Raw genomic sequence first — 15591 nt, 5'->3', positions numbered from 1 at the left:
CTGGCGCACGTTGAAGATGACGTCGTCAGTTGCAGGCGGAAGCGATTGTGACGCCCAGGGTGCGGCTCTCGCGAGTTGTATACCGCAAGAGGGTTCGCGCAGCTGACCAGGAAGGTCGGTCTCGCGTGCTGCACAGATAACGAAACGGGGGGGGGGCGTTTAAGTGGCGCGGTAACCCCCGTCGGAGAATGGAAGGCCGCCGCTTGCTGCTCGTCTACAGCGCAAACGGGGATGGTGGCGCATTGCACGCCACCATTGGCCATCGCATGTGCTGGTTACTCACGCACCCAGGTCTGCGTGCGGCCCAGCGCTTCGATGCCCACATAGCCGCGCATCTGCAGCTTCTTGCCGCCTTCGGTCAGGGTGATCTTGGCCTTGTAGGTCTTGCCCTTGGCCGGATCGAGCACCGAACCGCCGTCCCACACGGCGGTGCCGCCGGCCTTGAGGCCCCACAGGATGGTCATGCCTTTGATCGGCTTGCCCTTGCGCTCGCCCTCGCACTTGTCGCAAAGCGGGTTCGGGCCCTTGGCCGACTGCAGGATCTCGACGACTTTGCCGCTCAGGGTGCCGTTGGCGGCCTGTTCGATCTGCACCACCGACTTGGGCTTGCCGGTTTCATCGTCGATGGTCTTCCAGCGACCGACCGGCGAGTCGGAGGCCTGGGCCAGCAGCGAGGCGGCGGCCAGCGGCAGGGCCACCAGCAGGGTCTTGAAGGTCTTGCGCATATGTCCCCTCCCAGGGATTGCTAGGGCCGCCGTCGGCGGCCTGATCGCGAATGTATACCGTGGAGTATGGTGCGGGAAAGACGCCCTGGACGATGCGTTCATGCGCGGCCGTTGCAGGGTGCGCCGCAGCCCCGGCCTTCCGAACCACGCGCGCGACTGGCGGACGCCGCAGCCACGCCACGTTGCTGCGGCCATCACAGCTTGCCGCATCCGGCAGCTCAATTGGCCAGCAGACTGATCCGTTTGCGGTTGTCGTCCGGTACCCTGTCGATCAGCTTGTTGTCGGGGTCGAACCCGGCTTCGATGGGCAGGGCGTCGACGGTCAAGGTGAAGCTGGGCGTTGCGCTGGTGATGTGCTGGCGTTGCAGCGCCAGCAGTGGCGCCGTGGCGTTCTTGCCAGAGGGCAGGCCGTAGATCGCCACTTCGATCCAGTCGTCCATCGGAACCGCGTGTTCCTTGCCGCGGCCATCGGCCTGCATCTTGGCCGCCTGCGCCTGCACGGTCACATCGAAGCGTCCATCCTGGCGCTTGCGGGCCTGCGCGCTCACCACGCGGTTGTCGTAGAAGGTGATCCTTTCGAACAGATCGGTGATCATTGCCTGCTGATCAGGGCGTGCCTCGGCACGAATGGCCTGCAGCAGCTCGGCGGAGGTGGTGTAAGGCGGCTGCTGAAATGCCTTGGCCTGCAAAAAACGCTGCAATGCGCGATTGAGCGCCTGTTCGCCGAGTTCCTCGCGCAGGCGGTAGAACACCAGCGACCCCTTGCGGTAGTGGATGTACTGCTGGTTTTCCACCCGATACAACGGCAGCTCATCGATCGTTTCGCCGCTGCGTCCTTCCAGATAGCGGTCCAGTTCGTACTTGAGGAAGCGGCGCATGCGCGCGCGCCCGTATTCGCGCTCCATCACCATCAGCGCCGAGTACTGCGCCAGTGATTCGGACAGCATCGTGGCGCCTTGCACATTCGCACCGATCACCTGATGCGCCCACCATTGGTGCGCCACTTCATGCGCGGTGACGTAGAACACGTAGTCGATGTCGTTCTTGTCGCGCAGGTCGGCGATAAATCCAATCGATTCGGAATAAGGGATGGTGTTGGCGAACGACTGCGCAAACCCCGCATAGCCCGGGAACTCGATGATGCGCACCTGATGATGCTGGTAAGGGGTGAAATTGGCTTCGTAATAGGCCAGCGACTTCTGCACGCCTTCGATCATGCGTTGCACGTTGTACGGGTGCTTGGGGTCGTAATAGATCTCGATTGGAATCTTCTTGTAGTAGGCCTTGCGCACCTGCCAGCGCGCCGACAGGTAGGCATAGAAGTTGAGCATCGGGCGATCCATCACGTAGCGGAAGCAACGCCTGCCAGCCTGCTGGAACTCCTTCTGCAGATAGCCGGGCGCCAGTGCGATCTGATCCGGGGCAGTGCAGATGGTGCTGGCGAACTGCAGCCAGTCAGCATCGTTGCTGACATACGTGTTGGCGCGGGCACCCCGGTCTTCCAGCTTGGGCATGCGCGTCGGTTCGCCCAGGCCACGCTTGCGGCGGTCGTTGCGGTCGGTGATCTCGGCTTGCGTGTTGTAGCCGAACCAGGGCAACGACCTGCTGTTGAAGAAAGTGCCGTTGGCGACCAGATCGGTCTGTGCCTGCGCGGCGGTAAGGCCGTGTGGGTGCTGGTCCACGCGGAAGCGGAACATGCGCTCCTCGCCAGGTTGCAGCGGGTGCTGCAATCGATAGATGCGGTAGCCGGCCGGAATGTCATGTGTGATCAGCGTCTGCCCGCCCAGATCCACTGTCACCAGGCTACGGTCGCCGCTGCGGCCCTGCATGCCGATGTGCACCTCGCTGATCGGTACGCTGCGGCTATTGCGCACGGTCCAGGTGGCATCGATCACGGCCGACTGCGTTTCCGGATGCAGGTCGATGTGGTTGTCCACGGCGATGATGCGCGGCTGCGGCAGGTCCTTGTACTTACGGTATTCGCGCTCGTAACGTGCTTGCAGGTCCAGCTCTTGTTCCGGCGACAGGAAGCTGTACCGCGCAACCGGGCTGCGAGGTTCGCAGGTCCTAACCGACCTCGTACAACTCCAGCGGCAACGCATCCGGGTCGGCGAAGAAGGTGAAGCGGCGGCCGGTGTATTCGTCGAGGCGGATGTCCTCGGTGGCCACGCCGTGCGCGTTGAGATGCGCGACCGCGCTGTCCAGATCTACGACGCGAAACGCCAGGTGGCGCAGCCCTTGCGCTTCCGGGCGGCTGGGGCGTGCCGGGGCAGCGGGGAATGAGAACAGCTCGATCTGTCCGCCGTCGGGCAGCGCCAGATCCAGCTTCCACGAATCGCGCGCCTGCCGGTAATGCTCGTCGAGCACGCGCAGGCCCAGGATCCCGCAGTAGAACTGTTTGGAGCGCGCGTAGTCGCCAGCGATGATGGCCACATGGTGGATGCCGGCGAGCATCATGCCGCGCTCCGACGCATCGACGTGGGCCAGCCGGGCAGTGCCGGCACGCTCGACGGCGCCGCGCCTGCAGATGGCAGGCGTGTGCCCGCGATGCAGGACGCAGTCGCGTCATCGCACGCAGGGTGCTGTGACATTGGCAGCGTTGTGGGCAAGCCCACAGCAAGCAGGCAGTGCGCGGATGGTTGCGCAGATGGAAGGTAATGGTGCGGCATGTCAGAGGACCGGCAGAAACCAGTCGGCAGCATAACCGCCCGAGCGTTAGCCGCAGGCCCTGTTTCACCGCTCGCCTGCGCATGACTGTGCCCGTCTGTGTCCGTTGGGCAGGTTGGCCGATCGACATCGGGCGGAAGTGATGCAATGCGCCTGACGCAGCGCTCCGTGCGTGCACAGCGAGGACCACCGCACGGCTGACTCGTCCACGGCGCCAGCGCGCACGTGCAGCGCCAACATCCTCTGCCTGGCAGGCCGATGTCAGGGGTTTGCCGATGGGCTGCACTGTCGACGCAACCGATGCTGGACACCGATGTCGTATCGGTGCGCGTTTGCATTACGCCGCCGGGGCATCGTCCTTCCATGTCAGGAACTTACCCATGTCCATTCTCGCGTTCCACCCGCCGCATCTCAAATCCATCCCCCAGGGCGTACATGTGATCCAGCACCCGGCCGACACGCTGCCAGGTCGCGACGTGATCGTCGCAGCCTTGCCGCGCACCGCACAGGACACGCCGCAGTTGCAGTACGACACGGTGTGGATCGGCGGCGGCCACGGCAATGTGGACAACCGCGGCGCACCGACCCAGTTCAACGGCTGCCGCGATGTCGCTGTGTTTCAGCGCTTCATCGAGGATCTGGTCGCCATCGGCATCCGCACGCCGGCGCTGATCGTTGATACCTGTTTTTCGCTGGCCTCGCTGCCGCAACTGGTCCCGCTGCTCACCGAGCACGGCGTGTTCGCCGGCTGGTCGGGCATCTGCAACAGCAGTCGCATTGAAACGCTGACATCGGGCCGCTTGCCTGCGCTGGTTGAGCAGCCCGAGACCGTGCTGGCCCAGGTGACCGCGGCCGCGTCCAGCCAGGTGGTCTACACCGCACACGACCGGGTGCTGATCCGCTATGCACGGTTGACCGTGAGCGAGGGAGTGATGACTGCCTGCGATATACGCGATGCCGAGGCAACTCTCGCCCGCGTGGGCAGGGCGACCTGGCAGGGCAGGCCGCTGATCGCGACCGAACAGCGCATCGAGGACCGCGCCGGGTTCATCGAACGCCTGCACCAACTCTGACCGGCGCTGCACCGCCGCCCATCCGCGCATCCATCCAACACAAGAGGACTGTCTCCATGACCACCTACACCAACAACGGCACCGGCACGTTCGGCAGTGCCAGCAGCAAGATCCGCAAGCATGTGCTCGACGACTACCTGACGGCGAAGATCGCCAACTATGTCGGCATCGGCCGCAGTAAGGTCAACGACGACACAGTGCTCCAAGTCCCCGCCGACTATGCCAACAGCGAAGGCGTGATCGTGGGCATGGATCTGGTCAAAGGCCTGCGTGTGGACCTGCAACGGGCCCAGACCCACGACGGCCACACCTACGCGACGTGGCAGGTGCAGTGGGGCACCGGCAGCGACGGCAAAACCGGCGGTGCCTATGCCGGCGTGTTGATGCGCGTGGCGACCGACTTCACGTTCGCGGAGTTTCGCAACGCGATGCGCGAGAGCTTCGGCTATACCCCGGGCGCCTATTGCCGGCTCGATCCCTGACCGGCACGGCGAACGTTCTGCCCTCGCGCGTACTGCGCGAGATCCCGCGCGAACTGCTGCACGACGTGCGGCCGAAGGTGCGCAGGTTTCGCGCAGCGCCTCATTGGGCGCGCCGCGCAGCATGCGGCACGGCATGATCGAGGCGCCGGCGATCACGCTCGGCGCCAACGTGCAGCATCCCAGGTTCGGCGGCGTGGTCATCGACGACCATGACAGCGGCGCGCGTGCCCGCGTGCAGGCCTAGTTGGACCCGGCACGGTCAAGGGCGCGTCATACCTACAGGGCAGGCGTGTGCCCGCGATGCAGAGCGCAGCAAGGTCATCGCATGCACGGTGCTGTGGCAGTGGAAGGTTCGTGGGCAGACCGGCCGCGCGCAGAGGTTTGCGCAGCTGGATGGTGATGATGTGGCAGGTCGAGGGACTGCGGATACCAATTGGCGGCATCGCCGCCCGTCAGTCAGCCAGAGCGCATGGCTCATGGCTCGTCCGCACACGGCTGTGCCCGCCTGCCTGCGCGTGGCAGGATACGGCTTCCCCCCGATCAGATGCACCCATGCCCGAATCGTCGTCGGCCACCGCACCGCAGTTCCAGCGCAGCATGCAGGTGCGTCATCTGGTGATGCTGTCGCTGGGCGGGGTGATCGGTACCGGGCTGTTTTTCAACACCGGTTACATCATTGCCAGCACCGGCGCGCTGGGCACGGTGATCGCGTATCTGATCGGCGCGCTGGTGGTGTACCTGGTGATGCAGTGCCTGGGCGAGTTGGCAGTGGCGATGCCGCAGACCGGCGCATTCCATGTGTATGCGGCGCGTTATCTGGGCCCGGCCACCGGCTACGTGGTGGCGTGGTTGTACTGGCTGACCTGGACGGTGGCATTGGGATCGAGCCTGACCGCCGCGGCGTTCTGCATGCAGTACTGGTTTCCGCATAGCCCGGCATGGCCGTGGTGCCTGCTGTTCTGCGCGCTGATCTTCGGCTTGAACACGGTGTCGGCGCGCTGGTTTGCCGAGGGCGAATTCTGGTTTTCGTTGATCAAGGTGATCACCATCGTGGTGTTCATCGTGCTGGGTGGCGCGGCAGTGATCGGTGTGCTGCCGCTGGCCGACGGTTCGCCTGCACCGGGGCTGCGCCATCTGCGCGCCGACGGCTGGTTTGCGCAGGGCAGCTTGCCGATCCTGATGACGATGGTGGCGGTGAACTTCGCGTTTTCCGGCACTGAATTGATCGGCGTGGCCGCCGGCGAAACCGCGCAGCCGGCACGCGCGATTCCGCTGGCGATCCGCACCACGCTGGTACGGCTGGTGGTGTTGTTCGTAGGCACGGTACTGGTGCTGGCCGCCTTGCTGCCGGCCGGGCAGGCAGCGGTGGAAAAAAGCCCGTTCGTGCGCGCATTCGAATTGCTGGGCATTCCGTATGCGGCGGATATCTTGAATGCGGTGATCCTCACCGCGATCCTGTCGGCGGCCAATTCCGGCCTGTATGCAGCCGCGCGCATGCTGTGGTCGCTGGCCAACGAGGGCACCCTGCCGGCGGGCCTGGCGCGTCTGACCCGCCGCGGCATCCCCTTGCGCGCGGTGTCGCTGAGCATGCTGGGCGGCTTGCTGGCGCTGCTCACCGGCGTGTATGCGGCCGACACCGTGTTCGTCGCCATTTCGGCGGTCTCCGGCTTTGCGGTGGTGGTGGTCTGGCTGAGCATCTGCGCTGCGCATTACCGGTTTCGCCGCCAGCTGCTGCGCGATGCGGTTGCGCTGGAGACGCTGGCGTACCGTGCGCCGTGGTATCCGTGGACGCCGATCCTGGGCTTTTTGCTGTGTCTGCTGGCCTGCATAGGGCTGGCGTTCGATCCGCAGCAGCGCATCGCGCTGTACTGCGGCATTCCCTTCGTCGCGCTGTGTTATGGCGCCTACGCACTGACCCACTGGCTTGCGGCCCGGAGACTGCACGCATGACGATTCTTCCACGCCAGCCGCGCGCCGATGCGCCTTTCAGCCAGGCCTTGCAGCACGACGGTTATGTGCTGCTGGATGGCGCCCTGGCCACCGAGCTGGAACAGCGCGGCTGCGATCTCAACGATGCGCTGTGGTCGGCGCGCGTGCTGATGGAGCAGCCGGAGCTGATCTACCAGGTGCACCGCGATTATTTTGCTGCCGGTGCGCACTGCGCGATTACCGCCAGTTACCAGGCCACGCCGTTGGGTTTTGCCGCGCGCGGACTGGACCTGGCGCAGTCGCAGGCCCTGATCGCGCGCAGCGTGGCGCTGGCCGTGCAGGCGCGCGCCGATCATCTGCAGGCCCGGCCGCAGGCCGCGCCACTATGGGTGGCAGGGTCGGTCGGGCCGTACGGTGCCTATCTGGCCGATGGCTCGGAATATCGCGGCGACTACGTGCTGCCGCTGACGCAGATGATGGACTTCCACCGTCCGCGCATCGCCGCGCTGGCCGCGGCCGGGGTGGACGTGCTGGCCTGCGAGACCTTGCCTTCGGCCAGCGAGATCGACGCCTTGCGCCGGGTGTTGGAAGAATTTCCGCAGCTGCACGCATGGTTTTCGTTCACCCTGCGCGACGCGGCGCATCTGAGCGATAGCACGCCGTTGGCGCAGGTGGTGCCGGCATTGGACGCCTGCCCGCAGGTGCTGGCGGTGGGGATCAACTGCATTGCGCTGGACCAGGTCACTGCAGCATTGCAGAGCCTGGCGGCGCTGACCACGCTGCCGTTGGTGGTCTACCCCAACTCCGGCGAACACTACGACGCCAGCGACAAGCGCTGGCACGCCGGCGATACGCCGGCGTGCACCCTGGCCGACCAGCACACGCAGTGGCTTGCCGCCGGCGCGCGCCTGATCGGCGGCTGTTGCCGCACCACGCCGCGCGATATCGCCGCGTTGGCCGCGGCGCGGGCGGCCGCCCGGGGCTGACTATGGTCACGGCGGTGGCGCGCCGTGGCCGCCGCGGCCGCGGTGGACGGGCAGGCGCGTCGCGTCTGCCGACGTGCGATGGCACGCCCGTTTCGGGACGCGCGCGACAGGACTGTGCCGCGCGTGTCTGCCTCAGCCCTTCTGGGTCGCGATCCAGCGCTGGATCTTCTCCTGCAGGATCTCCAGCGGCACCGAGCCGTCCTTGAGCACTTCGGTGTGGAAGGCGCGCACGTCGAAGCGCGGCCCCAGCTCGCGTTGGGCCTGTTCGCGCAGCTGCGCGATCTTCATCTCGCCTACCTTGTAGGCCAGTGCCTGGCCGGGGATGGCCATGTAGCGATCGACCTCGGCTTCGGCATCGGTGCGGCTCATCGCCGAGTTGTCCAGCATGTAGTCGATCGCCTGGGTGCGGGTCCAGCCCTTGCTGTGCAGGCCGGTATCGGCGACCAGCCGGATCGAGCGCCAGAGCGCGTTCTGCAGGTAGCCATAATAGTTGTACGGGTCCTGATACAGCCCCAGCTCGCGGCCCAGCGATTCGGCGTACAGCCCCCAGCCTTCGATGTACGCGGTCTCGCCGCCCAGGCGACGAAACTTGGGCAGGTCGGTCAGTTGCTGCTGCAGGCCCAGCTGGTAGTGATGGCCGGGGATCGCCTCGTGCAGGTACAGGCTCTCCGCTTCCCAGGTCTTGCGCGAGGGCAGGTCGGAGGTGTTGACGTAGAAGATGCCCGGCGTGCTGCCCGCGCTGCCGTTGGCACTGGGGCGCATGTACGAGCCGCTGGCCGCCGACTGCGCACGCTGCGGCTCCACCGCCCGTACTTCCAGCTCCGGCATGCCCTGGACGGTGAACAGGCGCGGCACCGCGCCCTGCACGCGTCCCTGCAGGCCCCGGTAATACCCCAGCAGCTCGGTCTCGCTGCGGAAGCTGAAGCGCCTGTCGGTCTGCATGAACTTGTAGAACTTGGGCAGGTTGCCGCGGAACTTGACCTGCTTGGCCAGCGCCTGGATCTCGCCCTGCAGACGCGCCACCTCGTCCAGCCCGATCTGGTGAATCTGCTCCGGGCTCAGCTCCGAAGTGGTGCTCTGGCGCACGTCGTAGGCGTACCAGGCCGCGCCGTTGGGCAGTGCCGCCAGGCCGTCGGTGTCGCGACAGGCCGGCAGGTATTCGGTGGCGATGAAGCCGCGCAGCGCGCGGTAGGCCGGCAGGATGCGCACCTCGATCAGCCGCTTGTACTCGGCAGTGAGGCGCTGCTTGTCGGCTTCGGGCATGTCGGCCGGCAGGTTGCGGATCGGCCCCCAGAACAGGCTGTCTTCGGCACTGCGCGCAATGATCGCGTCCAGCTGCGGCAGCACTTTCTGCATCAGCACCTTGGGCTGCACCACGCCGGCCTGCATGCCGGCGCGCATGTTGGTGATGGCCTGGTCGAACAGGTCCGGGATGCCCAGCGCACGCCGCGACCAGTTGTCGTAATCCTTGACCGTCTTGAACGGCTGGGCGCCGGTGCCCGAGCCCAGCACCACGGCAATGCTGGCGATGTTGTAGAACTGGTTGATCGGCAGCATCCAGCTGGGGAACTGCTCGGCGGCCAGCGCACTGCGCGCATCGCGCACGAAGATCTGGTAGCTCAACAGGTCCTGGCCGCTCAGACCGTCCGGCCCGAGCGCCTCGGCCTTGCCCAGCCACAGCACGGTGAAATCGTGCGACTGCTGACGGAATGCCGGCGACAGGAAGTTGGGCAACTGGTCGTTGTAGCGGCTCTCGCCCTGGAAGGTGGCCTGCAGCGGGTTGAGCTTGAGCGAGGCATCCCAGTACTGATCGTAGAGCAGGTTGAGTTGCTGGGCCTTGGTCAGCACCACCGGGGCGACGACGGGCCGCGGGCGCGCCTTGGCTGCCTTGCTGCCCTTGGCGGTCCTGGAGCCCTTGGCCGCGGGTTTGGTGGTCTTCTTGGCTTTGCCCGCCTTCGCGCGCGTCTGCGTGGTCTGTGCCTTGGCGGTCTTCTTCTTGGCCGCATCGGCGGGCGCTGCCACTGGCAGGCTCAACACGGCGGCGAGGGCCAGCGACAGCAGGCGGGAAAAGCTGAGGGGCATTACCGGCTCCGGAAACAAGCGAGCGGGGAGCTTGCCCGATCCGCACGGTTACGGCCACCCATCGCGGTCATACCGCCTATCGGCAATTCATGCGGCGCACTGGCTGGACGCGGTTCCGCTTCGGATGATGCAGCGCGGCAATCGGCGGATGCCTCGCAGCGCCTGGCAAGCGCGCCACCCGGCAAGCCTTGCCGCTCAATCGGCCGCGGCTTCCTGGCGCAACTGTTCGGCCCGCTCGGCGCCCAGGTAGGCGCCGATGCCGCGACGCGCCAGATACAGCAGCGGGATCAGCAGGACGGCAAATCCCATCTTGTACACATAGTTGAGCATGCTCACCGCGAGGAACTGATCCATCGACCAGTGCTGGGGCCCGAGCACGAAGGCGATGTAGATCACCACGAAGCTGTCCACCAGCTGCGACACCGCAGTGGAGCCGGTGGCGCGCAGCCACACGTGCCGTTCGCCGGTGAGCTTGCGGATGCGATGGAACACCGACACGTCGATCAACTGGCCGACCAGGAACGCCACCAGCGAGCCGCCGATGGTCCACAGCCCTTGCCCGAACACCGCCGCAAAGGCGGCCTGATAGTCCGGCACGCCCTGGCTCTGCGCCGCGGTCACCCACCACCCGGCCGGCGCCAGCGCAATGGCCGCAAAGGCGAACACGAAGCCGTAGCCGATCAACGCCACCGCCACCCACGAGATGAAACGCACCCCGCGGCTGCCGAAGAACTCGTTGATGGTGTCGGTCATGATGAACACCACCGGCCACAACAAGGTGCCGGCGGTGAAGCTCAGCGAGCCGCGTTGACCGAACAGGTTCCAGTTCAACGGCGCGATGCCCAGCGTGTCTTCCAGCGCGAAGATCTTGACGCCGATGAACTCGGCCAGTGCCGCGTTGACGCAGAAGAACGCGGCCAGCGCAATGAACAGGCGTACCGCACGATCGTCGAGGGTACGCACGTGTGTCATGGTCTCAGCGGTCCGCCGTCCGGGTGAAGGGAACCGATTCGGGTGCCACTGCGCCGCCGGAGATGATGAAGCTCATCGCCTGATCCACGCTCCAGTCGGTGGGCGTGAGTAATTCCACCGGCACGATTTCCAGATAGCCGGAGGTCGGGTTGGGCGTGGTCGGCACATACACCGCGGCCAGCTCGCGGCCGGTGCCCTGTTCCTTGATGACGCGGGTGACCAGGCCGACCGACTTCATGTCGCGATGCGGGAAGTCGATCAGCACCACGCGCTGGGTGCTGCCCGGCTGGGTCTGCAGGATGTCGAGCAACTTGCGCGCGCTGTCGTAGACCACGCTGGCCAGCGGGATGCGCCGCATGATCGCCTCGAACCAGCGCAGCAGGCGCTGGCCGATCACGCGTCGGCTCAGGATGCCGACAAACAGGATCGCCGCCACGGTAGCGATCAGCGCGATGGTGTTCTGCACCCAGAGCGCCTTGATCCAGCCCAGGTTATCCGGGAACGAGGCGGCGATACGCTCGGACAGCGGCACCACCCAGGGGCTGCTGATACCCGAGAGCAGCGCGAACACAAACTTCACCACCACCCAGGTCAGCCAGACCGGCAGCAAGGTCAGCAACCCGGTGAGAAACACGCGTTGCAGGGAAGGGCGGGAATGCGGAGTGGGGGATTCGGACATCTGCATAGTGTAGGCATTCGGCCGCGTCCGGTGGAGGTGAGGCCGGGATTGGGGAGTGGGCATTCGGGATTTGTAAACGCGCTCACTCACTGTTGGACTGCCGCGATCGGTAATTGCTGCGGCAACTGCAACTGCAACTGCTGGGGCAGAGGCAGTTGCCGTGTCAGTGGCGAAGGCGAAGGCGAAGGCGAAGGCAAGGGCAAAGGCAAAGGCAAAGGCCGCTCCCTTCTCCCGCCGGGAGAAGGTGGCGCGTAGCGCCGGATGAGGGTACGACCGCCATTGATGTCGGCGACCCGACCATCCCAACCACGCTGCATGAAGACCGGCAGGCGGTCGCCAGCGTCCGCTGTACTCGCCCGGACATTGCGCGAACGTGTCACTCAATCGGTTGTCGCTGCTTTTTGCCTGCTGAAAGAACGCAATGCCGATACGTGGACGCGACTTCGTCCACCCGTCGCGGTGCTGCGCCGATGGCACTAAGATGCGCAGCTTCCCAGGGATGGATGTGCACATGCTTGCCAAGTTCCTCAAGACCGCCTTGCTCGGTGTTTGCATCCTGCTTGCGGTAGTGGCGGCGCTGTATGCCGTCTCCCAACGTTGGCCCATCCCCGATGCACAGCGGCAGGCGCTGGCGCAGCTGCGTCAACCGCTGCCGCCGATGCGTGGGGCCAATATGTTCGCGGCGCTCTGGTCGCTGTCCTACGCGGTTCCGGAAGCGCAGCGCGAGACCGTGCTGGCCCAGGACGTGGAACGCCTGAATCGGCTGCCAAGCGAGGCGCCGTTTCGCAGTGCCGTCTCGGGCTATCCGCGCCTGCCAAGCTGGCCAGCCACCGCGCCAGCCCTGTGCGGTGCCAGTGCAGGCGGATGTTTACAGCGCGTGCGCGAACAACCGCAGGCCTATGCCGATGCGCTGGCCGCACAGGGGCCGATGCTGAGCAGGATGCGGGCATTGGCCAACTACACCGACTACCGCAGCCCGTTCCGGCCACGCGCCGATATGACGTTGCCCGAGCTGCCGCGGATGCCGCTGTCGATGACCGCCAGCGCACTGGATTTCGTCCAGGGGCGTACCACCCAGGCCTTGAGCGATGTCTGCACCAACGCGCAGGTTGCCCGGGTGCTGCTGCGTAGCAGCGACAACCTGGCGGTCACGATGATCGGCGCGGCGATGCTGCGCGGCAACGCGCAGCTGTTTGCGGACATGCTGGCCGAGCTGCCGGCGCAGCCGTCGCTGCCTGCGCAGTGCGCCGCGGCATTCGCACCGGCCGCGATGGAAGAGATCTCGCTGTGCAATGCGCTGCACGGCGAATCGCGCTTGGTGTTTTCGATGCTGCAGGACGCGTCTGTCCAGGATGGCGATCGCGACTGGCTGGATCGCATCTCGCCACGGCTACTGGACCGCGAGCGCACCCAGGCACTGCTGGCACCGACCTTTACCTGGGCCTGCAGCGCGCCGGTGCGGGCATTGCTGGCGCAGGATCAGGCGCTGCCGCCCGGCATGGTGGCAACGCCCGACACGGCCACGGTGGCCTGCGTGGCCAATGCCACCGGCTGCCTGTTGGTCAGCGCGGCGCGTCCGGACTATGCCAATTACCAGCACAAGCTGCAGGACACTGCCGCGGCAGTCCATGCGGTGGCAGCCCTGCTGTGGTTGCGCGATCGCCCGGCCGATACGCGGCCGCTTGCGCAGCGACTTGCCGAGCTGCCGCCTGCACTGCGCGGACAGATGCGCCCGCTGCAGGCTGGCGGCGACGGCAAACATCTGACCATCGCTCGGTATGCCAGACGCGAGGACGGTGCAGGAGACGATCGCTGGCCAATGCCGGCCAGCCGGCTTGCGGAGCGCGCGAGCACTGCGATCCAGTAGCGTCGCGACGTGTCAGTGGCGTGGCGCATCCATCAGGTCGCTAGTGGAGCCTGTGAGGCCACGACCTGGTCCGTCAGCAGCGCCTCTGGTACTTCATGGCCGAGCCGGTGCGATCACCACGGGATTGCGAGGCGTGCGCGCCGCAGTCATGGCACCCGCTGCAGTCAGCTACGCTGAAAAGCAACATGCCGCGTCCCTGACAGGACGCGGCATGTGGATGTGTCGCTGTGCAGGCGCGCAGCAATAACGCACACCGCATCGGTGCGCGCAGGCGTACCGCCGCATGCTTAGAAGCGGAAATTCAACCAGCCCATCACGAAGGTCGAATCGCCATAACCGGCTCTTTCCAGCGCGGGGCCGGCCATCAGGTGCTCGGCGCGGAAGGTTACCGACCAGTTCGGGTCGATGTTCCAGGTGGCGTTGATGCGCGGCATGGTGCCGATGCGGCGCTCGCCGGTGTTCTGCGTGCGTGCATAGGCGCGTGCCTGGTTGTTGTAGATCGCATCGCTGGTGGTCTGGCGCCACAGGGTTTCCCATTCCAGATTCACGGTGAGCTTGGAGGTGGGCGAGAAGGTGAAGGTCGGCGCGGCGGTGACCAGATTCACCGGACCGAAGAAGGTGGCCCAGCTGAAATAGATCGTGTTGCCGTACAGGAAGTTGTTGTTGCGCAGCGTGCCGGTACCGGAGGTGCCGCCACCGCCGGAGGCGATTTCGCTATGGAACCCCAGGCGCGGCTTCCAGCCGGTTTCGCTCAGCGACCAGGCGTTGGAGGTGCTGGCCATGTAGGCACGCAGGTCGCGTCCGCCAAAGCTGCCGCGCTGTACGGTCACGAACGAATCGGTGCGCAGCTTGCCCACGTTGCCCCACAGGCGCAGGCCGTAGTAATTGCGGTGCTCTTCGGCGGTCTGCCGGCCCCACACCTGATTGTCGTTGCGGAATTGATAGAAGAACGGTTCCAGGTACATCGGCTTGGCGGTCGGCAGGCGGTAGCCACCGACCACACCGCGGAAGTGCCGCGAGCGGTCGATACGGTCGTCGCCCAGGCCTTCGGTGCCATCCAGGTTGAAATTGAAGTCGAACACGTCGACACGCGTTTTGTCGCCGATCGCCCAGGCACGCGCACCGTTGAAGGTGACGAAGATGTCGGTATTGTCGCGCAGCGCCATCAAGGTGGTGGGGCCATCGACGAAGACCTGACGGCCGACCCGCAAACCGGTGTCGGCGCTGCCGATGCGGCCTTTCACGTCGAAGAACACCTGCTGCAGGATCGCGTTGTTCTCCTGCGTACCGGTCTTGGCGCCTTCGTTGCGCCCATCCAGGCTGCCGTGCGCCAGTTCCGTGTACAGACGGAAGTGTTCGCCCACGTGCAGGTCCGCGCCGAAGAACGCGCGCAGCAGATACTGCTGTTGCGAGTGGCTACCGGGAATCAGCCCTGGGTTGGTGATGGTGTTGCTGCGTACGCGCAGCTCGTTGCTGAGCGAGACGTAGACATCGCCGTCTTCGCTGAGCGGGATGTACTTGAGCGGATCGAACGGGCTCTTGCGCTTGGACGTGTCTTTCAAATACGACCAGTCTTCGGCCCAGCGCACCTGCCACATGTTGCCGCCCTGCTTGGCGCCCCAGCCCTGGGCTTCCTGCGGGTAGCCCTTTGCGGTGGCCGGCGCGGTGGTCACCGGCGCCTTGGCCGGCTCGGCAACGGCCTGCTCGGCATTGGCCGGTGCCGGCTGCACCTGCGCCAGCGCCAGGCCCGGCAATGCCAACCCGATCGCAAGGCACAGGCGCCGCGTGGCACCAAAGGAAGTATCAGCCATGGCCGGCTGCGCCAAGCGTGTCAATTGCATCGTCTTGCCCCATCGAAAAATGAAAACCCCTGAGCGAAGCTTATCGGCACGGGGGGCGTTGACTGTAGTAAAGCCGTGCCGGAAACGCAGTAACCCAAAGGTTCTAAGCTCATGAACGCACTGGGGTTTGCGTAGGCGGGCGCTAGTGGGGCGGAGATTGGGGGATTCGGCATTGGGGATTCGCAACGGCGGCGCTGGGTTTTTGCGGTGGAGCTCGCTGCGATGCCGACACTGCTCGAACAAGCTGGCGACCACGGCTTTGTTTTCGTTTTGGCGAATCCCCAATGC

Annotated in this window: 11 protein-coding genes and 2 pseudogenes; 6 read left to right on the top strand and 7 right to left on the bottom strand. The window is 65.7% G+C overall.

Annotated features, from left to right (window positions below; genetic code table 11):
* Positions 1 to 275: 275 nt before the first annotated feature.
* The 3 genes and pseudogenes from OZ10_RS05085 to gloA2 all read right to left on the bottom strand — a co-directional run bounded on the left by OZ10_RS05085 (position 276) and on the right by gloA2 (position 3182).
* Positions 276 to 725, bottom strand: a complete 450-nt coding sequence (locus OZ10_RS05085; protein WP_039409641.1) for a DUF2147 domain-containing protein — start codon at positions 723 to 725, stop codon at positions 276 to 278.
* A gap of 218 nt (positions 726 to 943) precedes the next feature.
* Positions 944 to 2758: pseudogene (locus tag OZ10_RS05080) on the bottom strand (M1 family aminopeptidase); the annotation flags it as partial.
* A gap of 34 nt (positions 2759 to 2792) precedes the next feature.
* Positions 2793 to 3182, bottom strand: a complete 390-nt coding sequence (gloA2, locus tag OZ10_RS05075; protein ID WP_039564069.1) for an SMU1112c/YaeR family gloxylase I-like metalloprotein — start codon at positions 3180 to 3182, stop codon at positions 2793 to 2795.
* Positions 3183 to 3772: 590 nt separating this feature from the next.
* Between gloA2 and OZ10_RS05070 the strand changes: the two genes are divergently transcribed.
* The 5 genes and pseudogenes from OZ10_RS05070 (at position 3773) to mmuM (ending at position 7862) form a co-directional block, all read left to right on the top strand.
* The gene (locus tag OZ10_RS05070; protein WP_039409631.1) at positions 3773 to 4465 is read left to right on the top strand and encodes a hypothetical protein; all 693 of its coding nucleotides are present in this window, start codon (positions 3773 to 3775) and stop codon (positions 4463 to 4465) included.
* A gap of 56 nt (positions 4466 to 4521) precedes the next feature.
* Positions 4522 to 4947, top strand: coding sequence for a hypothetical protein (locus OZ10_RS05065; protein WP_039409628.1), 426 nt, complete (start codon positions 4522 to 4524; stop codon positions 4945 to 4947).
* 17 nt (positions 4948 to 4964) lie between these two features.
* Positions 4965 to 5191 (top strand): annotated as a pseudogene (uvrD, locus tag OZ10_RS21010) (DNA helicase II); the annotation flags it as partial.
* A gap of 308 nt (positions 5192 to 5499) precedes the next feature.
* Positions 5500 to 6897 (top strand): S-methylmethionine permease, encoded by a 1398-nt coding sequence (gene mmuP, locus OZ10_RS05060; RefSeq protein ID WP_039409625.1) that lies wholly within the window; start codon positions 5500 to 5502, stop codon positions 6895 to 6897.
* Positions 6894 to 7862 (top strand): homocysteine S-methyltransferase, encoded by a 969-nt coding sequence (gene mmuM, locus OZ10_RS05055; protein ID WP_039409621.1) that lies wholly within the window; start codon positions 6894 to 6896, stop codon positions 7860 to 7862. The genes mmuP and mmuM overlap by 4 nt, the downstream gene beginning before the upstream one ends.
* 132 nt (positions 7863 to 7994) lie before the next feature.
* Here the strand turns inward: mmuM and OZ10_RS05050 are convergent, their stop codons facing one another.
* The 3 genes from OZ10_RS05050 to OZ10_RS05040 all read right to left on the bottom strand — a co-directional run bounded on the left by OZ10_RS05050 (position 7995) and on the right by OZ10_RS05040 (position 11595).
* Complete coding sequence (locus OZ10_RS05050; RefSeq protein WP_039564068.1) at positions 7995 to 9944, bottom strand: DUF885 domain-containing protein; 1950 nt, start codon at positions 9942 to 9944, stop codon at positions 7995 to 7997.
* 195 nt (positions 9945 to 10139) lie between these two features.
* Positions 10140 to 10916, bottom strand: a complete 777-nt coding sequence (locus tag OZ10_RS05045; protein WP_039409616.1) for a queuosine precursor transporter — start codon at positions 10914 to 10916, stop codon at positions 10140 to 10142.
* A gap of 4 nt (positions 10917 to 10920) precedes the next feature.
* Positions 10921 to 11595 (bottom strand): DUF502 domain-containing protein, encoded by a 675-nt coding sequence (locus OZ10_RS05040; protein ID WP_039409647.1) that lies wholly within the window; start codon positions 11593 to 11595, stop codon positions 10921 to 10923.
* Between the two features lie 511 nt (positions 11596 to 12106).
* Here OZ10_RS05040 and OZ10_RS05035 point away from each other — a divergent pair.
* A complete protein-coding gene (locus OZ10_RS05035; RefSeq protein ID WP_081419319.1) occupies positions 12107 to 13462 on the top strand; it encodes a hypothetical protein in 1356 nt (451 codons plus the stop codon).
* A 287-nt stretch (positions 13463 to 13749) separates the two neighbouring features.
* On the opposite strand, the gene OZ10_RS05030 is transcribed toward OZ10_RS05035, so the two are convergent.
* On the bottom strand, positions 13750 to 15303 hold the full coding sequence (locus tag OZ10_RS05030; RefSeq protein ID WP_039409611.1) for an alginate export family protein: 1554 nt from the start codon (positions 15301 to 15303) through the stop codon (positions 13750 to 13752).
* Positions 15304 to 15591: the final 288 nt, after the last annotated feature.

Origin of the sequence: Xanthomonas cannabis pv. cannabis, from assembly GCF_000802365.1 — a bacterium.
In the GTDB taxonomy this organism is placed as follows: domain Bacteria; phylum Pseudomonadota; class Gammaproteobacteria; order Xanthomonadales; family Xanthomonadaceae; genus Xanthomonas; species Xanthomonas cannabis.
This window is presented reverse-complemented; position numbering and strand designations above follow the sequence as displayed.

Bases quoted from the DNA above. Each gene is read 5' to 3' on its own strand.
- OZ10_RS05085 (WP_039409641.1), bottom strand. From the start codon at position 725: ATGCGCAAGACCTTCAAGACCCTGCTGGTGGCCCTGCCGCTGGCCGCC.
- gloA2 (WP_039564069.1), bottom strand. From the start codon at position 3,182: ATGATGCTCGCCGGCATCCACCATGTGGCCATCATCGCTGGCGACTAC.
- OZ10_RS05070 (WP_039409631.1), top strand. From the start codon at position 3,773: ATGTCCATTCTCGCGTTCCACCCGCCGCATCTCAAATCCATCCCCCAG.
- OZ10_RS05065 (WP_039409628.1), top strand. From the start codon at position 4,522: ATGACCACCTACACCAACAACGGCACCGGCACGTTCGGCAGTGCCAGC.
- mmuP (WP_039409625.1), top strand. From the start codon at position 5,500: ATGCCCGAATCGTCGTCGGCCACCGCACCGCAGTTCCAGCGCAGCATG.
- mmuM (WP_039409621.1), top strand. From the start codon at position 6,894: ATGACGATTCTTCCACGCCAGCCGCGCGCCGATGCGCCTTTCAGCCAG.
- OZ10_RS05050 (WP_039564068.1), bottom strand. From the start codon at position 9,944: ATGCCCCTCAGCTTTTCCCGCCTGCTGTCGCTGGCCCTCGCCGCCGTG.
- OZ10_RS05045 (WP_039409616.1), bottom strand. From the start codon at position 10,916: ATGACACACGTGCGTACCCTCGACGATCGTGCGGTACGCCTGTTCATT.
- OZ10_RS05040 (WP_039409647.1), bottom strand. From the start codon at position 11,595: ATGTCCGAATCCCCCACTCCGCATTCCCGCCCTTCCCTGCAACGCGTG.
- OZ10_RS05035 (WP_081419319.1), top strand. From the start codon at position 12,107: ATGCTTGCCAAGTTCCTCAAGACCGCCTTGCTCGGTGTTTGCATCCTG.
- OZ10_RS05030 (WP_039409611.1), bottom strand. From the start codon at position 15,303: ATGCAATTGACACGCTTGGCGCAGCCGGCCATGGCTGATACTTCCTTT.